Raw genomic sequence first — 17,382 nt, 5'->3', positions numbered from 1 at the left:
TATGTCATGTTTTCGTTTGTAAATTCTTGATATTTGAACTATTTACTTTTATCGTTTAAACTTTCAGTCAACTCGGACTTCAAGGTTGCGGTGGCTTTTTTAATGCAACCGGAACGTATACCGCTTGGTTTCCGCTTCTTTGATGAAGTTCTCCATCACGTGATCGCTTTCAAATTCACGCGCTTTGATGCGGTCCCATTTGGAGATTTTCTGGTACTCTTTTTCACTCGACAGCAATTTCTCGATTTGTGCCTGGACACTGAACAGTTCGCTGTTTTTCGAGAACGAATCGCCGCTTTCGTATGGCGGCAATTGATGAAGAAAACCTTCTGTTACTCCGTCCCAATCGTTGATCTTGGCTGTAATTCCCGGAATGCCGCAGCCAGATGCTTCAATCAACGGAACCCCCATGCCGATAAAACAAAACGTATCCTGCAAGGCACGTTTTTTGTCTGCATAGGTGAATGCCCCATGCATGAAAATATGGTCGCGCGCAGGAGATTCGGCGATTTTATTGCGCAGGTCGTCTTCGCCTTGCCCTGTTCCGTAAATGTGATAAGTAAATTCCGGATCGATTTTGATGAGCTTTTCCATGATATCGACCATATAGTAATTATAAGTGCGGAAATGCGCCAGCTGACCAATAGAGACGATGCGCCGCGAGTTGAAGTTGCATAAGCTTTTCGTTGGGCCGCAAAAATCGAGCGGCATCGGGAAGATTGCATTGTCCAATGGCGCACCGATGGCTTCTTCTGTCATTTTTTTTATGGAAGGATTCATAAATAGTAGTTTTTTGTAGAATTTCGGATCGATCAACTTCAAGGTTTTGACGATTCCGCCCATGCGCTCCTGCTTGTAGCTTTCCGGATGGTAGACGCCGGACATCCGCTTTGTCGCAGGCAATAGATAAGACAATAGGAACGACATCGGCCCGAACGAATAAACCAGGTCGAATTGTTTGTCGAGGCGCATACTCAGCATTTTGGTGAGAAGCCATAGATTGACTGAAGGATCTTTCGGATCTTCATCAACGACGATGGTCACGCCTTTGACCGACTCGAGCTCACGCAACAAAGGCCCCCCGCTGCTGAACAGGAAAAGCGTCACATGGTAACCGCGGGCACTGAGCCATTTGACCATACGGACCACCAGCATTTCCACCCCGCCTATTTTCATGTTTTTGTGGATGAGCGCAATCGATTTTATGGGCTGTGTCCGTCTTTCTATATTGAAGATATTGTCGCTGTTGAATGTAATCATGAAATCACCTCATCTGATGAAATGTCTGCTATTGTTTTTTGGCCAAGTCTGCATATTTGTATTTTTCGGTGTACCAGTCACGCGTAATCGACAACCCGGTTCGAAACGGAATCGAAGGTTCAAATCCTGGGATCTCGCTTTGATTGATGGAAGCGGTTGCAGGCTCGATTGGTACATCCGTTTGTCCGACATGTGATGTATCCAGATTATTTCCCGGGAAATCTCCATTCGATAAGGCATGGATCTGCTGGACAATCGCCTTGTCCGATAACCGTGCAATGGAGCCTGTTTCGTATCGTTTCCCCGCGTCGCCTAAATGGAAGACGGTGTCGATCGCCTCGCATAAATCGCTGACAAACAGCCAGTCCCGCTCTTTCCCATCTGTTCCCGGGATTTCCAGCTTGCCGTCCAGCGCTTGCTGGATTGAAAGAGGAACAAGTGCGTCATCCTGCTGCATCGGCCCGAAGATTTCGGGACTTGCGGTGGTGACGATGTTCAACCCATATTTTTTATGGAAGCTTTGGATCATTTCATCGGCGTTGGCTTTACTCAGGGTATACAGCGTGTTATGTCCCGAGTCCATCAAGGAAATGTGATGGAAACGCGCTGTTTTATAGGCTGGCTTCGGCTGATGGGCATCATCCATCCATGCACTTTGCGCGGCATACAACAGGTTCATCGTGCCAAGCACATTGGTCTGCTCGTAGAGGCGAATTTCCCCGACACTTTCCCTGCTGCGCGTTTCCGCTGCGAAATGGAGGATATCGGTGATGTCATACTGCTCGAACAAATGATTGATGGCATAGACATTCCGGATGTCGACTCGGCGAAAGGCATAGCGGTTTTTCTGATCCGGACAATGTATGTTTCCCGGATTAGCGGCTTCGGTGTTATAGTCGATGTTGACGATTTGATAATCCGGGTATTTATTTAAGTAGTAGTGGATCATGTTGGAACCGATAAATCCGTGGCCACCGGTGATCAATATAGTTTTGGCGCTCATAGCTGTCCGCCTCCCTTGCTCGATTAGGTGATTTCGGGACGAGCTGAGTGGTTGTATATCCCTACTCGACACGTCTTTTGTACCAGTTATTGCTTATATAATAAAATCTTAAAGTTAAATGTAGGTTAAAAGACGTTATTTTCTAAATATTTAATTAGTATACAACGTTATTGGCTAATTTGCATCATAAATCGTAATATTTACCAGTCTTTAGATATAATTTTTTCCTAAATGGTAGTGAGTATATAGTTAAATGGAAAATATTTTATATTTTTTTGTCCTTGAGAGTTTATTTACGAAATTGTGTATAATACTTTAGGTACCGAGGAGTGGTTCGTTGGGCATGTGCTTCTTCTGGGGGTAAGATGGAGGATAGTGGAAATAAATTATGTATGCATGAAGTTGATGAAGTGTTTTATATTAGCTGCTACTCCGCAAAACAGCTGTGTTTTCGGGAGTTCTAACTGAATATTTGAGGCTTTTACTAGAACTTTTGAAGCTTCTACCTGAACTCTTAGAGCGGCTACATGAACTCTTCATACGTATAGCTGAATCTTTTGCTCCTTTATATAAACAATCTCCATCCTTATCTCAATTCAACGTGTTCCGCTTAGAGAACCCGGTTCATTTTTTTCGCTAATCGAAGGCGCGTGCACCACCGCTGCCGAGTGTTTCCAGAACCACACACCTACTCCCCTCCCCACAACAAAGTTAGATCTGCCGCCTAATCCCCGCCACCCAGCGGCAGGTGCGTCCAGGAGTGGACGGAGCGATAAGACGAGTAGCGCACTTCAGCTACTTGGCTTATCGTGGAAGTCCATTCCAGAGCACCAACGCGGCTTCTAGAACCCACCTAAAACTGTCATTGTCCAAGCGAAGGCGCGTGCACCATCGCTGCCGAGCGATTCCAGAACCACACACCTACCTCCCATCCCCCCAACAAAGTAGATTTGCTGCGTAATCCCAGACACCCAGCGGCAGGAGCGTCCAGGAGTGGACGGAGCGATAAGACTAGTAGTGTACTTCAGCTACTCGGCTTATCGCGGGAGTCCATTCCAGAGCACCAACGCGACTTCTAGAACCCACCTAAAACTGTCATTGTCCAAGCGAAGGCGCGTGCACCACCGCTGCCGAGCGGTTCCAGAACTACACACCTACTCCCCCTCCCCTAACCAAAGTAGATTTGCCGCCTAATCCCCGCTACCGAGCGGCAGGTGCATCCAGGAGTGGACGGAGCGATAAGACGAGTAGCGCACTTCAGCTGCTCGGCTTATCGTGGGAGTCCATTCCAGAGCACCAACGCGACCTATAGAACCCTGATGAATTGTTTGAGAATTGTGCGGGTGCCAGGCACCCACACAATTCTCAAACAATTCCAGGCACCCGCACAATTCAAAAAAAGCTGCAGAAAGCTCGGCAATCCGAGTCTTTCTGCAGCTTTTGTCTATTAGCCCACCAGCACAAAAGCGCCGGTGACGATCAGCAGGACGCCCACGACTTTGCGGGTGCCGATGCTTTCTTTTAATAGGAAATACGATATGAGCATGGTCCAAATATACGTGATCGCCGTCAATGGGAAGACGACCGTATAGGGCAGGAACTTCAGCGCGACAATGTTCAGGATGGCGCTGACGCCATAGAGGAACACCCCGAACAGCAGACGCAGCATGAAGGCTTTGCGTTCCATGTTGATATTGAAGGATGATGCTTTTTTCAGGAAGTAGCCGCCGAATGCGCCTACCCAGGTCATGATGACCAGCAATAAAATCAAGAGAATGTTAATCGCTGTCACCCCCTATGACGATGACGCCGATCAAAATCAGCAAGGTGCCGATCGAAATATTGAACGTGATGGCTTCATTCAGAAACAAAGCTCCGTAAAAGATGGCGATGACGTAGCCCAGGCTGAGCAATGGATGCAGCACGGACAGTTTGCCGAAACGGAAAGCCGCGGTCATCAGGACTGCACCCATGCCGTACAGCATGAAGCCGCCGAGCATGTGCAAATCCAGGATGGCGTCTGACATTTTCCACAGCAATTGGCCGGTCGCCGTCGAAACGGCGGCAAGGATCATCAGCAGGATGCCGATGGGTGCCGTTTTTTCTGGCTTATTCACGAAGATGTCCACCTTTGGGACCGAAATTGATGAGGCTGATCAGGAAAGCCGCATACATGAACAGCGATGTGTTGAACAAGTAGCGGAAATCCTGGGCCGGCATCGTTGCCATGACCGCTGCCGTGTTCAAGGCGATCGGCAACAGGATCAGCCAGATGCGCCAGTTGTTGCGCAGATAAGCGACATAGATGAACAGCGTGATCAGGAACAGGTAAACAGCCGGACGCCACAGGAACTCTTCGGCTTCCGTGTCCACTTTCAAATAAAGCTGGGCGCCGTACGTGACTTTTGGATAAATGACGGTATTGAGCAGCTTGAATTCATTGCCATGGTAGATATTGGTGACGAAACGGTTCATGTGGCCGTCTTCTTCCAGGCGCATCTGCCAGACCAAGGACGTTTCATCAAGAAAGGCTTCGATGGCAAGGCCGGGATTTTGCATGACCAGCTGCGACCAATGCTTGGCGTAAAGCTTTGGATCGTCGTAGATTACAAAGCGATCATATTCGCCCCATGAGAATTTGATCGGATCGACGCTGGACGGATTGTATTTCTCCGGCCACAGCTCGAGCGGCATCAGGCGATTGATGTATTCCCGCTGCTCCTCGGTCATGTCGCCGTCTTTGGTGACGATGTTGGCGATCTGCTGGGTCGGAATGCTGAGTGCTTCCTGCGGATCGGATGGCACGACGTCGAGCGCTGTATACACCGGGCCAGTGATGACCTGGTGGAGGATGATGATGCCGAGCGTCATCGGAAGCAGCTGCTTCCACATGCGGCGGTACATGATGAGCGCCGCAATCATGGTGATGACGAATACCGGGAAACCGTTGTGCCGGAAGAATACCAGCATGAACGACCCTAAAAGGAATAAAAGAACGAAGGAAACTTTCTTGGTCTCCAGTCCTTTCGTTTTGACGAGCAGTAAGATCAATAATGAGAAAAATAATAAAGAAACGCTGTAGAGAACGTCTTTCCAGATGATGATCGACATGATCGAATTGACCGGAACGATGGCGGCTACGATGAGCACGGCCCAAATGATCCACGGATTGACCTTGAAGCGTTTCATCAGGTAGCCCATATACCCCATCGTCAACGCCAAGGCGAAGATCTGGAATAAAGCGATGATGCCCGGGCTGTCCCAGATTTGTCTCAGGAACATGATGAGCCACGTGAACATCACGGGATGCCAGTTGGTGAACTCACGGGTTTCGGATTGTTCCCATTGCGACAGGGAATCCGGTGTCATCGCGGCCGGATAGAAAGCGATGAACATCACAAGCGAAGCGCCGAGCATCGGCAGCATGTAAAGCAGCACATAGAGCGGCGACACTTTCTGTTCGCCTTCTGGCATCCGGATGCTGAGCAGCAGCTTGATGATGGAAATGACGATAACTGCGATCGTCAGGAACAAGCCGATGTAGACGGCTGTTTTGACCAGCCAATGGTTATCAGCCAGGTATTCCTGGTTGCCGAGCAGACTGAGCCCTGCGAGAACAGTGAACAACGGCATGAAAATAGCCAGGCTGATTTTCTTGCCGCGCGGCCAGCTTTTGACGGTTTGGACGAACGAACGGCTGTAAAAAAGCAGTCCGAACAGCACGAGCGTCACGGCACCGATCAGTACCGGATGCGCGTTTCGGATTGGTTGGAAATAAAAAATGGCTGTAAATGCAAGGAAAAGTGCTGCAACAAAATATGCAGCACCCAGTAGGTACGTTTTTTTCATAGAGTTTTATCACCTTTTATCCGGTCACTGATGCGGATCAATTCAAGTTCGAATTGTTTCCGGTGCGTGCCGGCGACTGTATCGAGGATGAGTCCGCAGGCAAATGCCAGTGTGGCCAGCATCATTAAACCGACTGCCAGGATTGCAGATGGGATACGCGTTACAAAGTCGATTTGAATGTATTCAACGATGACAGGAACTCCTGCAGCGAGGCCCAGGATAAAGAACAGGACTGCCCAGCATGAGAAGAACAATAAAGGCTTGTAGTCTTTGAAAAGCGTGAAGATCATGCGCAGCACTTTGATGCCGTCTTGGATGGTGTTTAGTTTTGATTCGCTGCCTTCCGGACGGTCGCGGTAATCGATGGCGACTTCCTTGATGAGGAATTTATTGTCCAGCGCATGGATGCTCATCTCGGTTTCGATTTCGAAGCCCGGGCTTGTGACCGGAAGCGATTTGACGAACAAGCGGTCAAACGCGCGATAGCCGGTCATGATGTCGTTGATGTTGCTCTTGTACAGACGGTTGATCAGGTTTTTGACAAGGGTGTTGCCGAACCCGTGGAATTTCCGTTTGTTTTCATTGAAATACGTGCCGTTGGACAGGCGGTCACCGATGACCAGATTGGCTTCCCCATCGATCACGGGCTTGATGATGTTATGGACGAATTCCGCCGGGTATGTATCGTCGCCGTCGGCCATGACGTAGACGTCCGCATCGATTTCACGGAACATCGAACGCACGACGTTCCCTTTTCCTTGGCGCGGTTCCTGGCGCACGACTGCACCGTGGGCCAAAGCCACTTCGGTGGTTTTGTCTTTCGAGTTGTTGTCGTAGACGTATATTGTCGATTCTGGAAGTTCTCGTTTAAAGTCGTCGATCACTTTGCCGATCGTCATTTCTTCGTTGTAGCAAGGCAATAATACCGCAATTTTCATAGACATGTTCTCCTTTTATTCTTAAGCATTAACTAAACTATCATATCATGATTACAGGATTTAGTGAAATTGGTTTTGGGTTGGGGGTGTGTGTTTGGCATACGTACAATTTGAGTTGGGTTCTGGAGGTCGCTCTGGTGCTCTGGAATGGACTCCTGGACGCACCTGCCGCTGGGGGTAGTAGTGGGAACTCGCAGCGAACTTCTTTTGTGTGGGTGGAAGATAGCGAGCGGTTCTGGAATCGCTCGGCAGCGGTGGTGCACGCGCCTTCGCTTGGGTGGAGGGAGATTGTGTGGTTTTTTTGAGTAGTTTTCTTATAAGGCGCTTCGGTCGCTTAGGGCATGGCTCACGCCATGAGCCGAGAAGAACACTCGTCTCATAGCTCCGCCTAGCCCGTGGACGCGCCTCAGCTGGGTGTTGTGGGGATACTTAGCGAACTTCTTTTTGTGGGCGGAAGATAGTGAGCGGTTCTGGAGTCGCTCGGCAGCGATGGTACACGCGCCTTCGCTTGGGTGGAGTGAATTGTTCGGGAATTGTGTGGGTGCCTGGCACCCACACAATTCCCCTGTTGTACCCATGAGAGTGGTAGTGAGGGATGCTTCCTGTACTTTTGCTTTTCGTTTACGAAAAGCCGGCATCATGGAAAGTGAACTGGATCGATGTAGTGACGTATTGAAAACTTTACATGAATGTTATGCGGCTGTACCTTCATCTTTGGGGTTCCTATCTCAATCTTTAGAGCGGCTACCTGAAGCATCCCACTTCCTACCTGAACATACTCCATTTCTACATGGATCTCACTGGTTTTACGGAGTTCAAGCTCCTGAATGGAAGCTGTTCGCGTGGCGAACAGCCGGGAATAGGGAATGTTGCTCTGTTGCCAGGCTTTGCCCACATAGAAAATATGATTTTTTCATGAAATTCATGTAAGAAGGAGAACGGTTCAGGTAAAGACATCAAAAGGTGAGATAGAAACGTCGCCTCTTCATCTAGAGAGAGAAAAAACACCTTTAGAACCCATCACGCCTTGTCCAAGCCCAGCGAAGGCGCGTGCATTACCGCTGCCGAGCGTTTCTTGAACCTCATGCCCACTACCTCCTCTCACAAATATAGTTTGTTGCATATTCCCGCAACACGCTAAGCTGAGGCGCGTCAATGGAGTGGGTGGAGCAAGAAGACTGGCAAGCGGAGCGCTGCCCGGCTTCTTGTGGGAACCCTCTCCTAAGCGCTGAAGCGACTTGTAGAATTCTTTCCAAATTGTGTGGGTGCCAGGCACCCGCACAACTCTCACACAATTCACTCCACGCCTACTTCTCCCTCCCACACAAAAGAAATTTGTCGCTTATTCCAGCAACACTCTGAGCTGAGGCGCGTCAATGGAGGGGGTGGAGCAAGAAGACTGGCAAGCGGAGCGCTGCCCGGCTTCTTGTGGGAACCCTCTCCTAAGCGCCGAAGCGACTTATAGAATTCTGTCCAAATTGTGTGGGTGCCAGGCACCCGCACAACTCTCACACAATTCGCTATTATAGAAGAAACTCTTCACATCCCCCTTTAGAAATTAATGCTTTTTGAGTCTTATAGACCACTAAAATTTTCATGACAACTTATGGGGGGCAAGTTATAATAAATGGGTTATGAAACTTTACTTGGTTGATATGGAATGATGATCGCTTTCCTGTTGATTTGGTTGGATGTTTTTGGTGAGATTTTGTAAGCAACTGATTTTTCAAGCGATTAATACTAGTATAGTGAAGGTGTCCGAACATGATTTTCAATTCTTTTGAATTTATCTTTTTATTCCTGCCGATTGTTTGGGTTCTCTATTACGTTCTTGGGCGCATCCATATTCCGTTTGCGAAAACTTGGTTGCTGGTGGCTTCCTTGTTTTTTTATGGCTATTGGAACCCTGCCTATCTGCCGCTGATTTTGATTTCGATGCTGCTCAATTATGCCATCGGGGTTTTTCTTGGGCGTAACCGCGGAGGAGCTTTCCGGAAAGGCATTTTGACTGTCGGCATTCTCTTTAATGTGCTGCTGCTCGGCTATTATAAGTATTATGACTTTTTTGTTGAAAACATCAATGTGGTTTTCGGTGAAGATCTGGTCCTGAAGAATATTTTATTGCCACTCGCGATCAGTTTCTACACGTTCCAGCAAATTGCGTATTTGGTGGATTCTTACCGATTGGAGACGAAGGAATACAATTTCCTGAATTACGGTTTGTTCGTATCGTTTTTCCCGCAATTGATCGCGGGGCCGATTGTCCATCACCGCCAAGTGATGTCGCAGTTTTCGGCGAAGGAATCATACCGCATCGTCTATGAGAACATTTCCAAAGGGCTGCTGATTTTTGCGGTCGGCCTGTTCAAGAAAGTGGCGATTGCGGATACGTTTGCAGAATGGGCCAATCAAGGCTATGGCAATGTCGAGTCGCTGACTTTCGTCGACAGCTGGTTTACGACGATGGCCTATACGCTGCAATTGTATTTCGATTTCAGCGGCTATTCGGACATGGCGATTGGACTGGCCCTGCTGTTCAATATCCGCCTGCCGCTCAATTTCAATTCACCTTATAAGGCACTCGATATCCAGGATTTCTGGAGACGCTGGCATATTACGTTGTCCCATTTCCTGACGAATTATATCTACATTCCGCTCGGCGGCAACCGGAAAGGCGCCGTCCGCACCTATATCCATATCCTGATCATCTTCTTCATCAGCGGTGTTTGGCACGGTGCGGGGTGGACGTTCCTGATCTGGGGCGCGATGCACGGCTTCGCCAGTGTCATCTGCCGCTGGTGGAAACGTGCCGGCTACAGTATGAATAAAGTCTCGGCTTGGATGCTGACGTTTTTATTCGTCCACCTATCATGGGTGTTCTTCCGTGCGTTGACGCTGTCGGATGCGGTGATTGTCCTGAAAGCGATGTTCGGATTCAACGGATTCTACTTGCCAAGCGGGTTTGTTTCCCTGTTCCCTTCTCTCGGCGAAGAGTGGCTGAGAGCCTTGCCGTTCACTGCGTCGTCCTGGGAAATCGCTTTGACGATGGCGGTCGGTTTGGCACTGGTGTTCTTTGCGAAGAATTCCATTGAAATCATGGAGCAGAAACAGAACAATACACGCACGGCGATTTTTATTTCAGTTCTGCTTTTCTATAGCGTCATGCAACTGCAGCAAGTCAGTGAATTCCTGTACTTTAATTTCTAGGAGATGATCCCATGAACGATAAAAAATTCAGCATTACCGTTATGGCGATTTTCGCTGTATTGACTTTAACTGTTGCCGCTTTTAATTTTTGGATGGATCCGTTGTGGCATTACAGCCACGCCCACGGACTCAACGATGTGCAGATTGTCGCCGATGAGCGCGAACAAAAGACGGCACAGCAGCTTTACCACCCGACCCATGCGGATACCCTCCTTCTCGGCAGCAGCCGCAGCACCTATGTGCAGCCGGCGGGATTCGCGGAATGGGATGTCTATAATTACGCAGTGGCCAATTTATCGATGCGTGAATATTACACGATGCTGCTGTATGCGTTTGACCAGAATCCCGATTACGAACGGGTGTTGATCGGCGTTGATTTCTTCAAATCCAGTGAGGAGCAGGCAAAAAATGCCCGCGCCATCACTGGCTATGAAACGAAAGTCCAGCAGCCGTTCTACCGCGCTAAGAACTTATTATCTTTTGATGTACTGGGCTATGCCGCCGATAACCTGGAGTTGTCCGCAACGGACGAGGTCAATGCGGACCGGTTGTACAACCGCAACGGTGATGCGTTTGCGAAGAGGCTGTCGGAAGAGGAAATCAAAGAAGATACTGCCGCTAAGATTACGCGTTTTGAAAACACTTTCTACGGCGACAATTATGTTTATTATTCCAAGTATAAGGAAATCATGCAGAAGGTTCGTGACAGCCATCCGGAAGCGGAAAAGATCATCTACACGACTCCGATTTCTACGGAGTTGTTCAAATCGCTGGTCGGGACCGGCCTGTTGGATGAATACGAAACGTGGCTCCGCGATTTGGTGGAGGTCAACGGCAGTGTGTGGAACTTCATGTACCCGAATAGCGTGACGAACGAAATTACGAATTATTATGATGGCCACCATTTCTATCCGGAGATCGGCGCATTGATTTCCAAGCGTATGGAGCAAGGTGTGGATGTGGATGCGGATGCGGATGCGGATGTGCCGGAGGATTTTGGTGTGTTGGTGACGGAAGAGAATATCGAAGCGCATCTGGAGATGGTCAGAGGTTTGGCTGCGGAGTTTGAGTAGGTTTCGGGTAATTCTATAAGTCGCCTCGGTCGCTTAGGAGTGGGTTCCCACAATAAGCCGGGCAGCGCTCCGCTTGCCAGTCTTCTTGCTCCACCCACTCCATTGACGCGCCTCAGCTTGGTGTAGTGAAATACGCAACCTGTCTACTGGGTGTGGTGTGTGATCAGTGAGTGAGGAGTTCTGGAATCGCTCGGCAGCGGTGGTGCACGCGCCTTCGCTTGGATGAGTTGAATTGTTTGGGAATTGTGTGGGTGCCTGGCACGCACACAATTCATCCGGGTTCTATAAGCCGCTTCGGTCGCTTAGGGCATGGCTCACACCATGAGCCGAGAAGAACACTCGTCTCATAGCTCCGCCCAGCCCGTGGACGCGCCTCACCTGGGTGGTGTGGGGATACTTAGTCTATCTACTCGGTGGTGTGTGGGAAGTGAACGTGGGGTTTTGGAATCGCTCGGCAGCGGTGGTGCACGCGCCTTCGCTTGGGTGGAGGGAATTGTTTGAGAGTGGTTTCCTGTACTTTTGCTTTTCGTTTACGAAAAGCCGGCATCATGGAAAGTGAACTGGATCGATGTAGTGACGTATTGAAAACTTTACATGAACGTTGTGCGGCTGTACCTTCATCTTCGGGGTTCCTATCTCAATCTTTAGAGCGGCTACCTGAAGCATTTCACTCTCTACCTGAACTTACTCCATTTCTACATGGATCTCACTGGTTCTAAGGAGTTCAGGCCCCTGAATGGAAGCTGTTCGCGTGGCGAACAGCCGGGAATAGGGAATGTTGCTCTGTTGCCAGGCTTTGCCCACATAGAAAATATGATTTTTTTCATGAAATTCATGTAAGAAGGAGAACGGTTCAGGTAAAGACAACAAAAGGTGAGATAGAAACGTCACCTCTTCATCTAGAAAGATTAAAACCACCTATAGAACCCGTCGCGCCCTAAACAACTAAGCGAAGGCGCGTGCATTACCGCTGCCGAGCAATTCTAGAACTCCATGCCCACTATCTCCCTCTCACAAAAGTAGTTTGTTGCGTATTCCCGCAACACTCTAAGCTGAAGCGCGTCAATGGAGGGGGTGGAACAAGAAGACTGGCAAGCGGAGCGCTGCCCGGCTTCTTGCGGGAACCCTCTCCTAAGCGCTGAAGCGACTTATAGAATTCTGTCCAAATTGTGTGGGTGCCAGGCACCCGCACAACTCTCACACAATTCACTCCACGCCTACTTCTCCCTCTCACAAAAGAAATTTGTTGCGTATTCCAGCAACACTCTAAGCTGAAGCGCGTCAATGGAGGGGGTGGAGCAAGAAGACTGGCAAGCGGAGCGCTGCCTGGCTTCTTGCGGGAACCCTCTCCTAAGCGCCGAAGCGAATTATAGAATTCTGTCCAAATTGTGTGGGTGCCAGGCACGCACACAATTAATAAAAAGAGCTTTCCGCAATGGGCGGAAAGCTCTTTTTGTGTTATTCGATCACGATTCGGTACTTGGCGAAATCGTTGGCAGCTGGGGCTACGTAAGTGATGCCGCTGCCTTCTGGGATCAGGCTTTGTGCGTTGGCCGAGGTTTCAAAGACGATGTTCTGGTCGCCCGCAATCGGTGCGAATTTCCAGTTGGCGTCTGCTGAAGGGTCGATGGTTCCGATTTCCAGCAGGTAGTCGATGATGACCTGCCGATTTTCATAGGCATAGTCGATGACTTCTACGGCATCGGTGACACCTGGGAAGTTGCCGGTTGCGCGGTAGTTATTCGTTGCGACCAGGAATTCCTGGGCATCGGTTACCGGCGCTCCGTCGTATGAAAGATTTTTGATGCGGTTCGAGTTTGGATTGATCAAAACGCCTTCCGCGTCGTATTTTGGAGGAGTGGTGACATCGATTTCGTAAGTGACGCCGTCCAACACATCAAAATTATAGGTGCGGAAATCGTTGTTGATCAATGGCTGTTCGCCTGTCGCTGTCGGATTGATTTGCTGGAATTGACCTGCTGACATCTCCAGCCATTCCTTGACGTCTTTGCCTGTCAGTTTCAAGGCGAATACCGTGTTGTCGAAGACGTAAAGGTCGGCGACGTTTTTGATGGCGATTTCACCGGTTTCGATGTCTGTGTAGTAATTGCCGCCATTGCGTCCGCCTGCTTTAAACGGCGCTGCTGCGGATAGGATCGGCAAGTCGGCATTGGCTGTACCTGCTACCTGCTGCTCGACGTACCAGGTTTGTGCATTGTTGACGATCTGGACAGATGGATCGTCCTGAACCAATGAGAAGTAGCTGTTGATCGGCGCTGTGGTTTCACCGACTGGGCTGCGTACGTATTCGATGGTCGCTTCGTGTGTTTCTTTGACAGCGTCAATGACTTGCTGTGCGACGACGTCGGATTCGGCATCGATTTCACGCAATTGCGCTTTGCCCGATTCGACGTTCCATTCCTTGCCTTTTTGCGACAACTGCAAATCAATGATGCCTAAGTGGCTGCCGAAGTTGCCCGGCATGACGACTGGTGTGCCGTTGATGGTTCCCTGCTTTTGGTCGACGTTTTTCAAGTCGCCGTAAGAGCCCGGGAACACATCGTGGTTGTGGCCGGTGATGATGGCGTCGACGCCTTCCACTTCAGAAAGCTGGTAGGTGATGTCTTCTTCACCGATTTCATGGGTTTCGTCACCCATTCCTGAGTGGGACAGGACGACGACTACATCTGCTCCCGCTTTTTCCACTTCCGGAAGAAATTTCTCGACTGATTCGACTGCGTCTTCTGCAATCACTTTTCCTTCAAGATGCGCGCGGTCCCATTTCATGATGTGCGGAGCGACGACTCCGATGACACCTACTTGGATCGTGTGCTTCTTGCCTTTGCCATCGACCACTTCCTTGTCGATGATCGTGTAGGGTTCGTAACGGTTTTCATTCGTTTCAGCGTCGTAGACATTGGCGTTCAGCACTGGAAACGGTGCATCGTCCAAGGCTTCGTCCAAATAATCCAAGCCGAAGTTGAATTCATGGTTGCCTAAAGTCGAAGCATCGAAATTAAGCGAATCAAGTGCGGCATAGGCCGGATGCAACTCGCCTTCTTCGATTGGGTCAACGGTTGCTTTATAGCCGCCGAATGGCGTTCCTTGAATCAAGTCGCCGTTATCGAATAGGAGCGTGTTGCTGTTTTCTTGGCGCGCCTGTTCGATCAGCACACCTGTTTTCGCCAAGCCCAGGCTGTTCGATACTTTGTCCTGGTAGTAATCGTAATTGACGAAGTTGGTGTGGAGGTCGGAGGTCCCTAGGATTCGCAAGGTGACATTCTTGCCGCCGACCGGCTGGTATTCTTTCAGCAAGCGCTGGACAATCGCCCGCATCTCGCCTGGAGAAACCGGCTTCGATGGTTTTACGGTGCCGTCACCATAACCTTTGAGCAGGCCGATGCCGACTCCTTTGGCCAGGTCCTTCAACAGGCTTTTGCTTAAGTAACGATTATCTTTAAAATTTCTCAATAAGCCTGTCGAATAGACTTTGTCCGTCATGACTGCGCGTGAAGCGATTGAGAATGCCTGCTCACGGGACAGTTTTTCATCCGGTGCAAAGACCGTCTTGGACTTTCCGCTCGTCAACTTCAGGTCGTAAGCCGCTTCAACGTATGGAGCCAGCTCCTTATCGACGTCCTTGAAGCTGATGGTCGAGCCGTCCCCTAAATCCAGTTTCAGGGACGTCACCAAATGCTTGATGAACTCGCCTCTCGTCACTTCGTCGGCTGCCGCCTGTGTTGGAACGGCTGTAAACAACCCGCTGAGAACGAGGACAAACGCTGCGAGAATCATGGAAATTTTTCTGCTGATCGCCATCTTTTCATCTCCTCTTCTTTATGACTAAATAGTCTAACAACTAAATTATATACGACAACCGAAATATTAAAAGATATTTACAAAAAGAAAATAGAGTGGAATTGTGTGGGAATTGTTTGGGTGCCTGGCACGCACACAATTCATCCGGGTTCTATCAGTCGCTTCGGTGCTCTGGAATGGACTCCCGCGATAAGCCGAGTAGCTGAAGTACGCTACTAGTCTTATCGCTCCGTCCACTCCGGTGGCGCACCTGCCGCTGGATGTGGGGTATTACTCAACATATCCACTTTGTGGTTGGACGAGAAGTGAGTGTGCTGTTCTGTAGTCACTCGGCAGCGGTGGTGCACGCGCCTTCGCTTGAGCCGGTTAAATTGTTTGGGAGTTGTGTGGGCAATGGTAGCTTTTGCAGGGTTCTATCAGTCGCTTCGGTCGCTTTGGAGTGGGTTCCCACAATAAGCCAGGCAGCTAAACACTGCCAGTCTTATTGCTCCACCCACTCCGGGGACGCGCCTCAGCTTTATGTTGTGGGATATGCAACCTGTCTATTGGGTGGTGCTATGGAAGTAAGTGTGTGGTTCTGGAATCGCTCGGCAGCGGTGGTGCACGCGCCTTCGCTTGAGCCGGTTAAATTGTGTGGGAGTTGTGTGGGTGCCTGGCACGCACACAATTTTCTTTAGGTTTCTCGGACGTAAAGTATCCCAGCATTCCCCATCCAAATGCCTCTAATTAATCAGAATAATCAGTATTATTTATGGTTATCGGCTTCCTTCCCTGTTAAAATGCAGGTAAGGATACGAAAATAAGTTTTAGAAAGGATGAGAGCTATGAAGAAAATTGGAAAAGTCACGATGTTCTTTTTGGTCCTGCTGCTGGTTGTTCCTTCTGCTTTGGCCGCTCCTGATTTGTCTGAGCAGCATACGTTTTATGAAGAGATCAATTATATGATGGAGCGTGATGTGATCACCGGCTATCCGGATGGCACGGTCCGGCCGGATGCTGTTGTCACCCGTGCCGAAGCGGCGATTATGATTGGCCGTCTGAAGGATTTGGATGGTACTCAACGCGAGACGAAGTTTCCGGATGTAACGGCCAACCAACGGGCAAGCGGCTATATTGCTTCGGCTGAAGAAGCCGGCTATGTTTCCGGCTTTACGGATGGCACTTTCCGTCCGTATGCTGCGATTACGCGCGGAGATATGGCCATCATCGTCGACCGCCTCTTCAGTCTTGGCCTTACTGCACAAGTGGATTTCACAGATGTGTCGCAAAACATGAGAGCTTATGAAGCCATTTCGCGTATTTTGGCCGGCAACATCACCATCGGGTATCCGGACAATACTTACCGTCCGTCTGCATCCGTGACGCGCGGACAGTTTGCGGCATTTTTAGGGCGCGGGCTTGAGCCTGCTTTCAAGAATAAAGCAGCGATTCCGGCTTCATTTATGAAAGACAAGACAAAAACCTATATCTACCAAACGCCTGAAGGAATCGAACGCCACAGCTATGCTTATGTGCCTGACCGGAGCGGCCGTGAGTACGGATTCATGTGGTCTGTCGTTTCGGACATCGGCACAGGTGAAGCTTTGTACGGGGAAATTGAAACGCATCGCACGTTTGGCCTTCAATTCATCCCGCAAGATATTTATGTGCTGGATCTTCAGTATCCGGTGCGGCTGGGTGATTCCTTCACAGATGAAAACAATCAAGTCTTCACGGTCACAGCTGTCGGCCAAACGGTCACCACCGATTACGGAACATTTGAGGATGTTGTGGAAGTCACGGTCAATGGCTACAAGCATTATTACGCGGAAGGGCATGCGCGGATCCGTGTGGATAATCCTCAAGGGGATACAGTAAATCAACTGATCGGGATGGAGTGAGAATTTTTTATAAGCCGCTTCGGTGCTCTGGAGTGGACTCCCGCGATAAGCCGGGCAGCGCTCTGCTTGCCAGTCTTATCGCTCCGTCCACTCCGGTGGCGCACCTCAGCTTAATGTTGTGGGATACGCGACCTGTCTACTGAGTTGTGGTATGAGAAGTGAGTGAGCGGTTCTGGAATCGCTCGGCGGCGATGGTGCACGCGCCTTTGCTCTGATGAGTTAAATTGTGTGAGAATTGTGTGGGTGCCAGGCACCCACACAATTCTCGAACAATTCAAAAAGAAATCTTCTTAATAATTCCATTTTTGTAACTCTTATGGGTATACTGTTCATGTAGAAAATTTCAGATACCC

General features: G+C 49.5%; 10 protein-coding genes. 3 read left to right on the top strand and 7 right to left on the bottom strand.

Features of this window, described 5'->3' with window-relative positions; all coding sequences use genetic code 11:
* Window positions 1-99: 99 nt before the first annotated feature.
* From Q0785_RS02190 to Q0785_RS02165, 6 genes are all read right to left on the bottom strand, one after another.
* A complete protein-coding gene (locus Q0785_RS02190) occupies window positions 100-1,260 on the bottom strand; it encodes a glycosyltransferase (protein WP_298824670.1) in 1,161 nt (386 codons plus the stop codon).
* A 28-nt stretch (window positions 1,261-1,288) separates the two neighbouring features.
* The gene (locus Q0785_RS02185; RefSeq protein ID WP_298824667.1) at window positions 1,289-2,263 is read right to left on the bottom strand and encodes a GDP-mannose 4,6-dehydratase; all 975 of its coding nucleotides are present in this window, start codon (window positions 2,261-2,263) and stop codon (window positions 1,289-1,291) included.
* 1,447 nt (window positions 2,264-3,710) lie between these two features.
* Complete coding sequence (locus Q0785_RS02180) at window positions 3,711-4,055, bottom strand: EamA family transporter (protein ID WP_298824664.1); 345 nt, start codon at window positions 4,053-4,055, stop codon at window positions 3,711-3,713.
* Complete coding sequence (locus Q0785_RS02175; protein WP_223634683.1) at window positions 4,042-4,380, bottom strand: EamA/RhaT family transporter; 339 nt, start codon at window positions 4,378-4,380, stop codon at window positions 4,042-4,044. The genes Q0785_RS02180 and Q0785_RS02175 overlap by 14 nt, the downstream gene beginning before the upstream one ends.
* The gene (locus Q0785_RS02170; RefSeq protein ID WP_298824660.1) at window positions 4,373-6,112 is read right to left on the bottom strand and encodes a DUF6020 family protein; all 1,740 of its coding nucleotides are present in this window, start codon (window positions 6,110-6,112) and stop codon (window positions 4,373-4,375) included. The genes Q0785_RS02175 and Q0785_RS02170 overlap by 8 nt, the downstream gene beginning before the upstream one ends.
* The gene (locus Q0785_RS02165) at window positions 6,109-7,050 is read right to left on the bottom strand and encodes a glycosyltransferase family 2 protein (protein ID WP_298824654.1); all 942 of its coding nucleotides are present in this window, start codon (window positions 7,048-7,050) and stop codon (window positions 6,109-6,111) included. The genes Q0785_RS02170 and Q0785_RS02165 overlap by 4 nt, the downstream gene beginning before the upstream one ends.
* Before the next feature lie 1,764 nt (window positions 7,051-8,814).
* Here Q0785_RS02165 and Q0785_RS02160 point away from each other — a divergent pair.
* Together Q0785_RS02160 and Q0785_RS02155 are read left to right on the top strand one after the other, a co-directional pair.
* Complete coding sequence (locus Q0785_RS02160; protein WP_298824651.1) at window positions 8,815-10,257, top strand: MBOAT family O-acyltransferase; 1,443 nt, start codon at window positions 8,815-8,817, stop codon at window positions 10,255-10,257.
* A gap of 11 nt (window positions 10,258-10,268) precedes the next feature.
* On the top strand, window positions 10,269-11,330 hold the full coding sequence (locus tag Q0785_RS02155; RefSeq protein ID WP_298824648.1) for a hypothetical protein: 1,062 nt from the start codon (window positions 10,269-10,271) through the stop codon (window positions 11,328-11,330).
* Between the two features lie 1,458 nt (window positions 11,331-12,788).
* On the opposite strand, the gene Q0785_RS02150 is transcribed toward Q0785_RS02155, so the two are convergent.
* Window positions 12,789-15,149: a bifunctional 2',3'-cyclic-nucleotide 2'-phosphodiesterase/3'-nucleotidase gene (locus tag Q0785_RS02150; RefSeq protein WP_298824645.1), complete on the bottom strand. Its 2,361-nt coding sequence runs from the start codon at window positions 15,147-15,149 to the stop codon at window positions 12,789-12,791.
* A gap of 824 nt (window positions 15,150-15,973) precedes the next feature.
* On the opposite strand from Q0785_RS02150, the gene Q0785_RS02145 reads away from it, so the two are divergent.
* Entirely contained in the window at window positions 15,974-17,029 is a 1,056-nt protein-coding gene (locus tag Q0785_RS02145; protein ID WP_298824642.1) for an S-layer homology domain-containing protein, read from the top strand.
* Window positions 17,030-17,382 lie beyond the last annotated feature (353 nt).

It is taken from the genome of uncultured Planococcus sp. (genome assembly GCF_947501725.1).
Classification (GTDB): domain Bacteria; phylum Bacillota; class Bacilli; order Bacillales_A; family Planococcaceae; genus Planococcus; species Planococcus donghaensis_C.
This window is presented reverse-complemented; position numbering and strand designations above follow the sequence as displayed.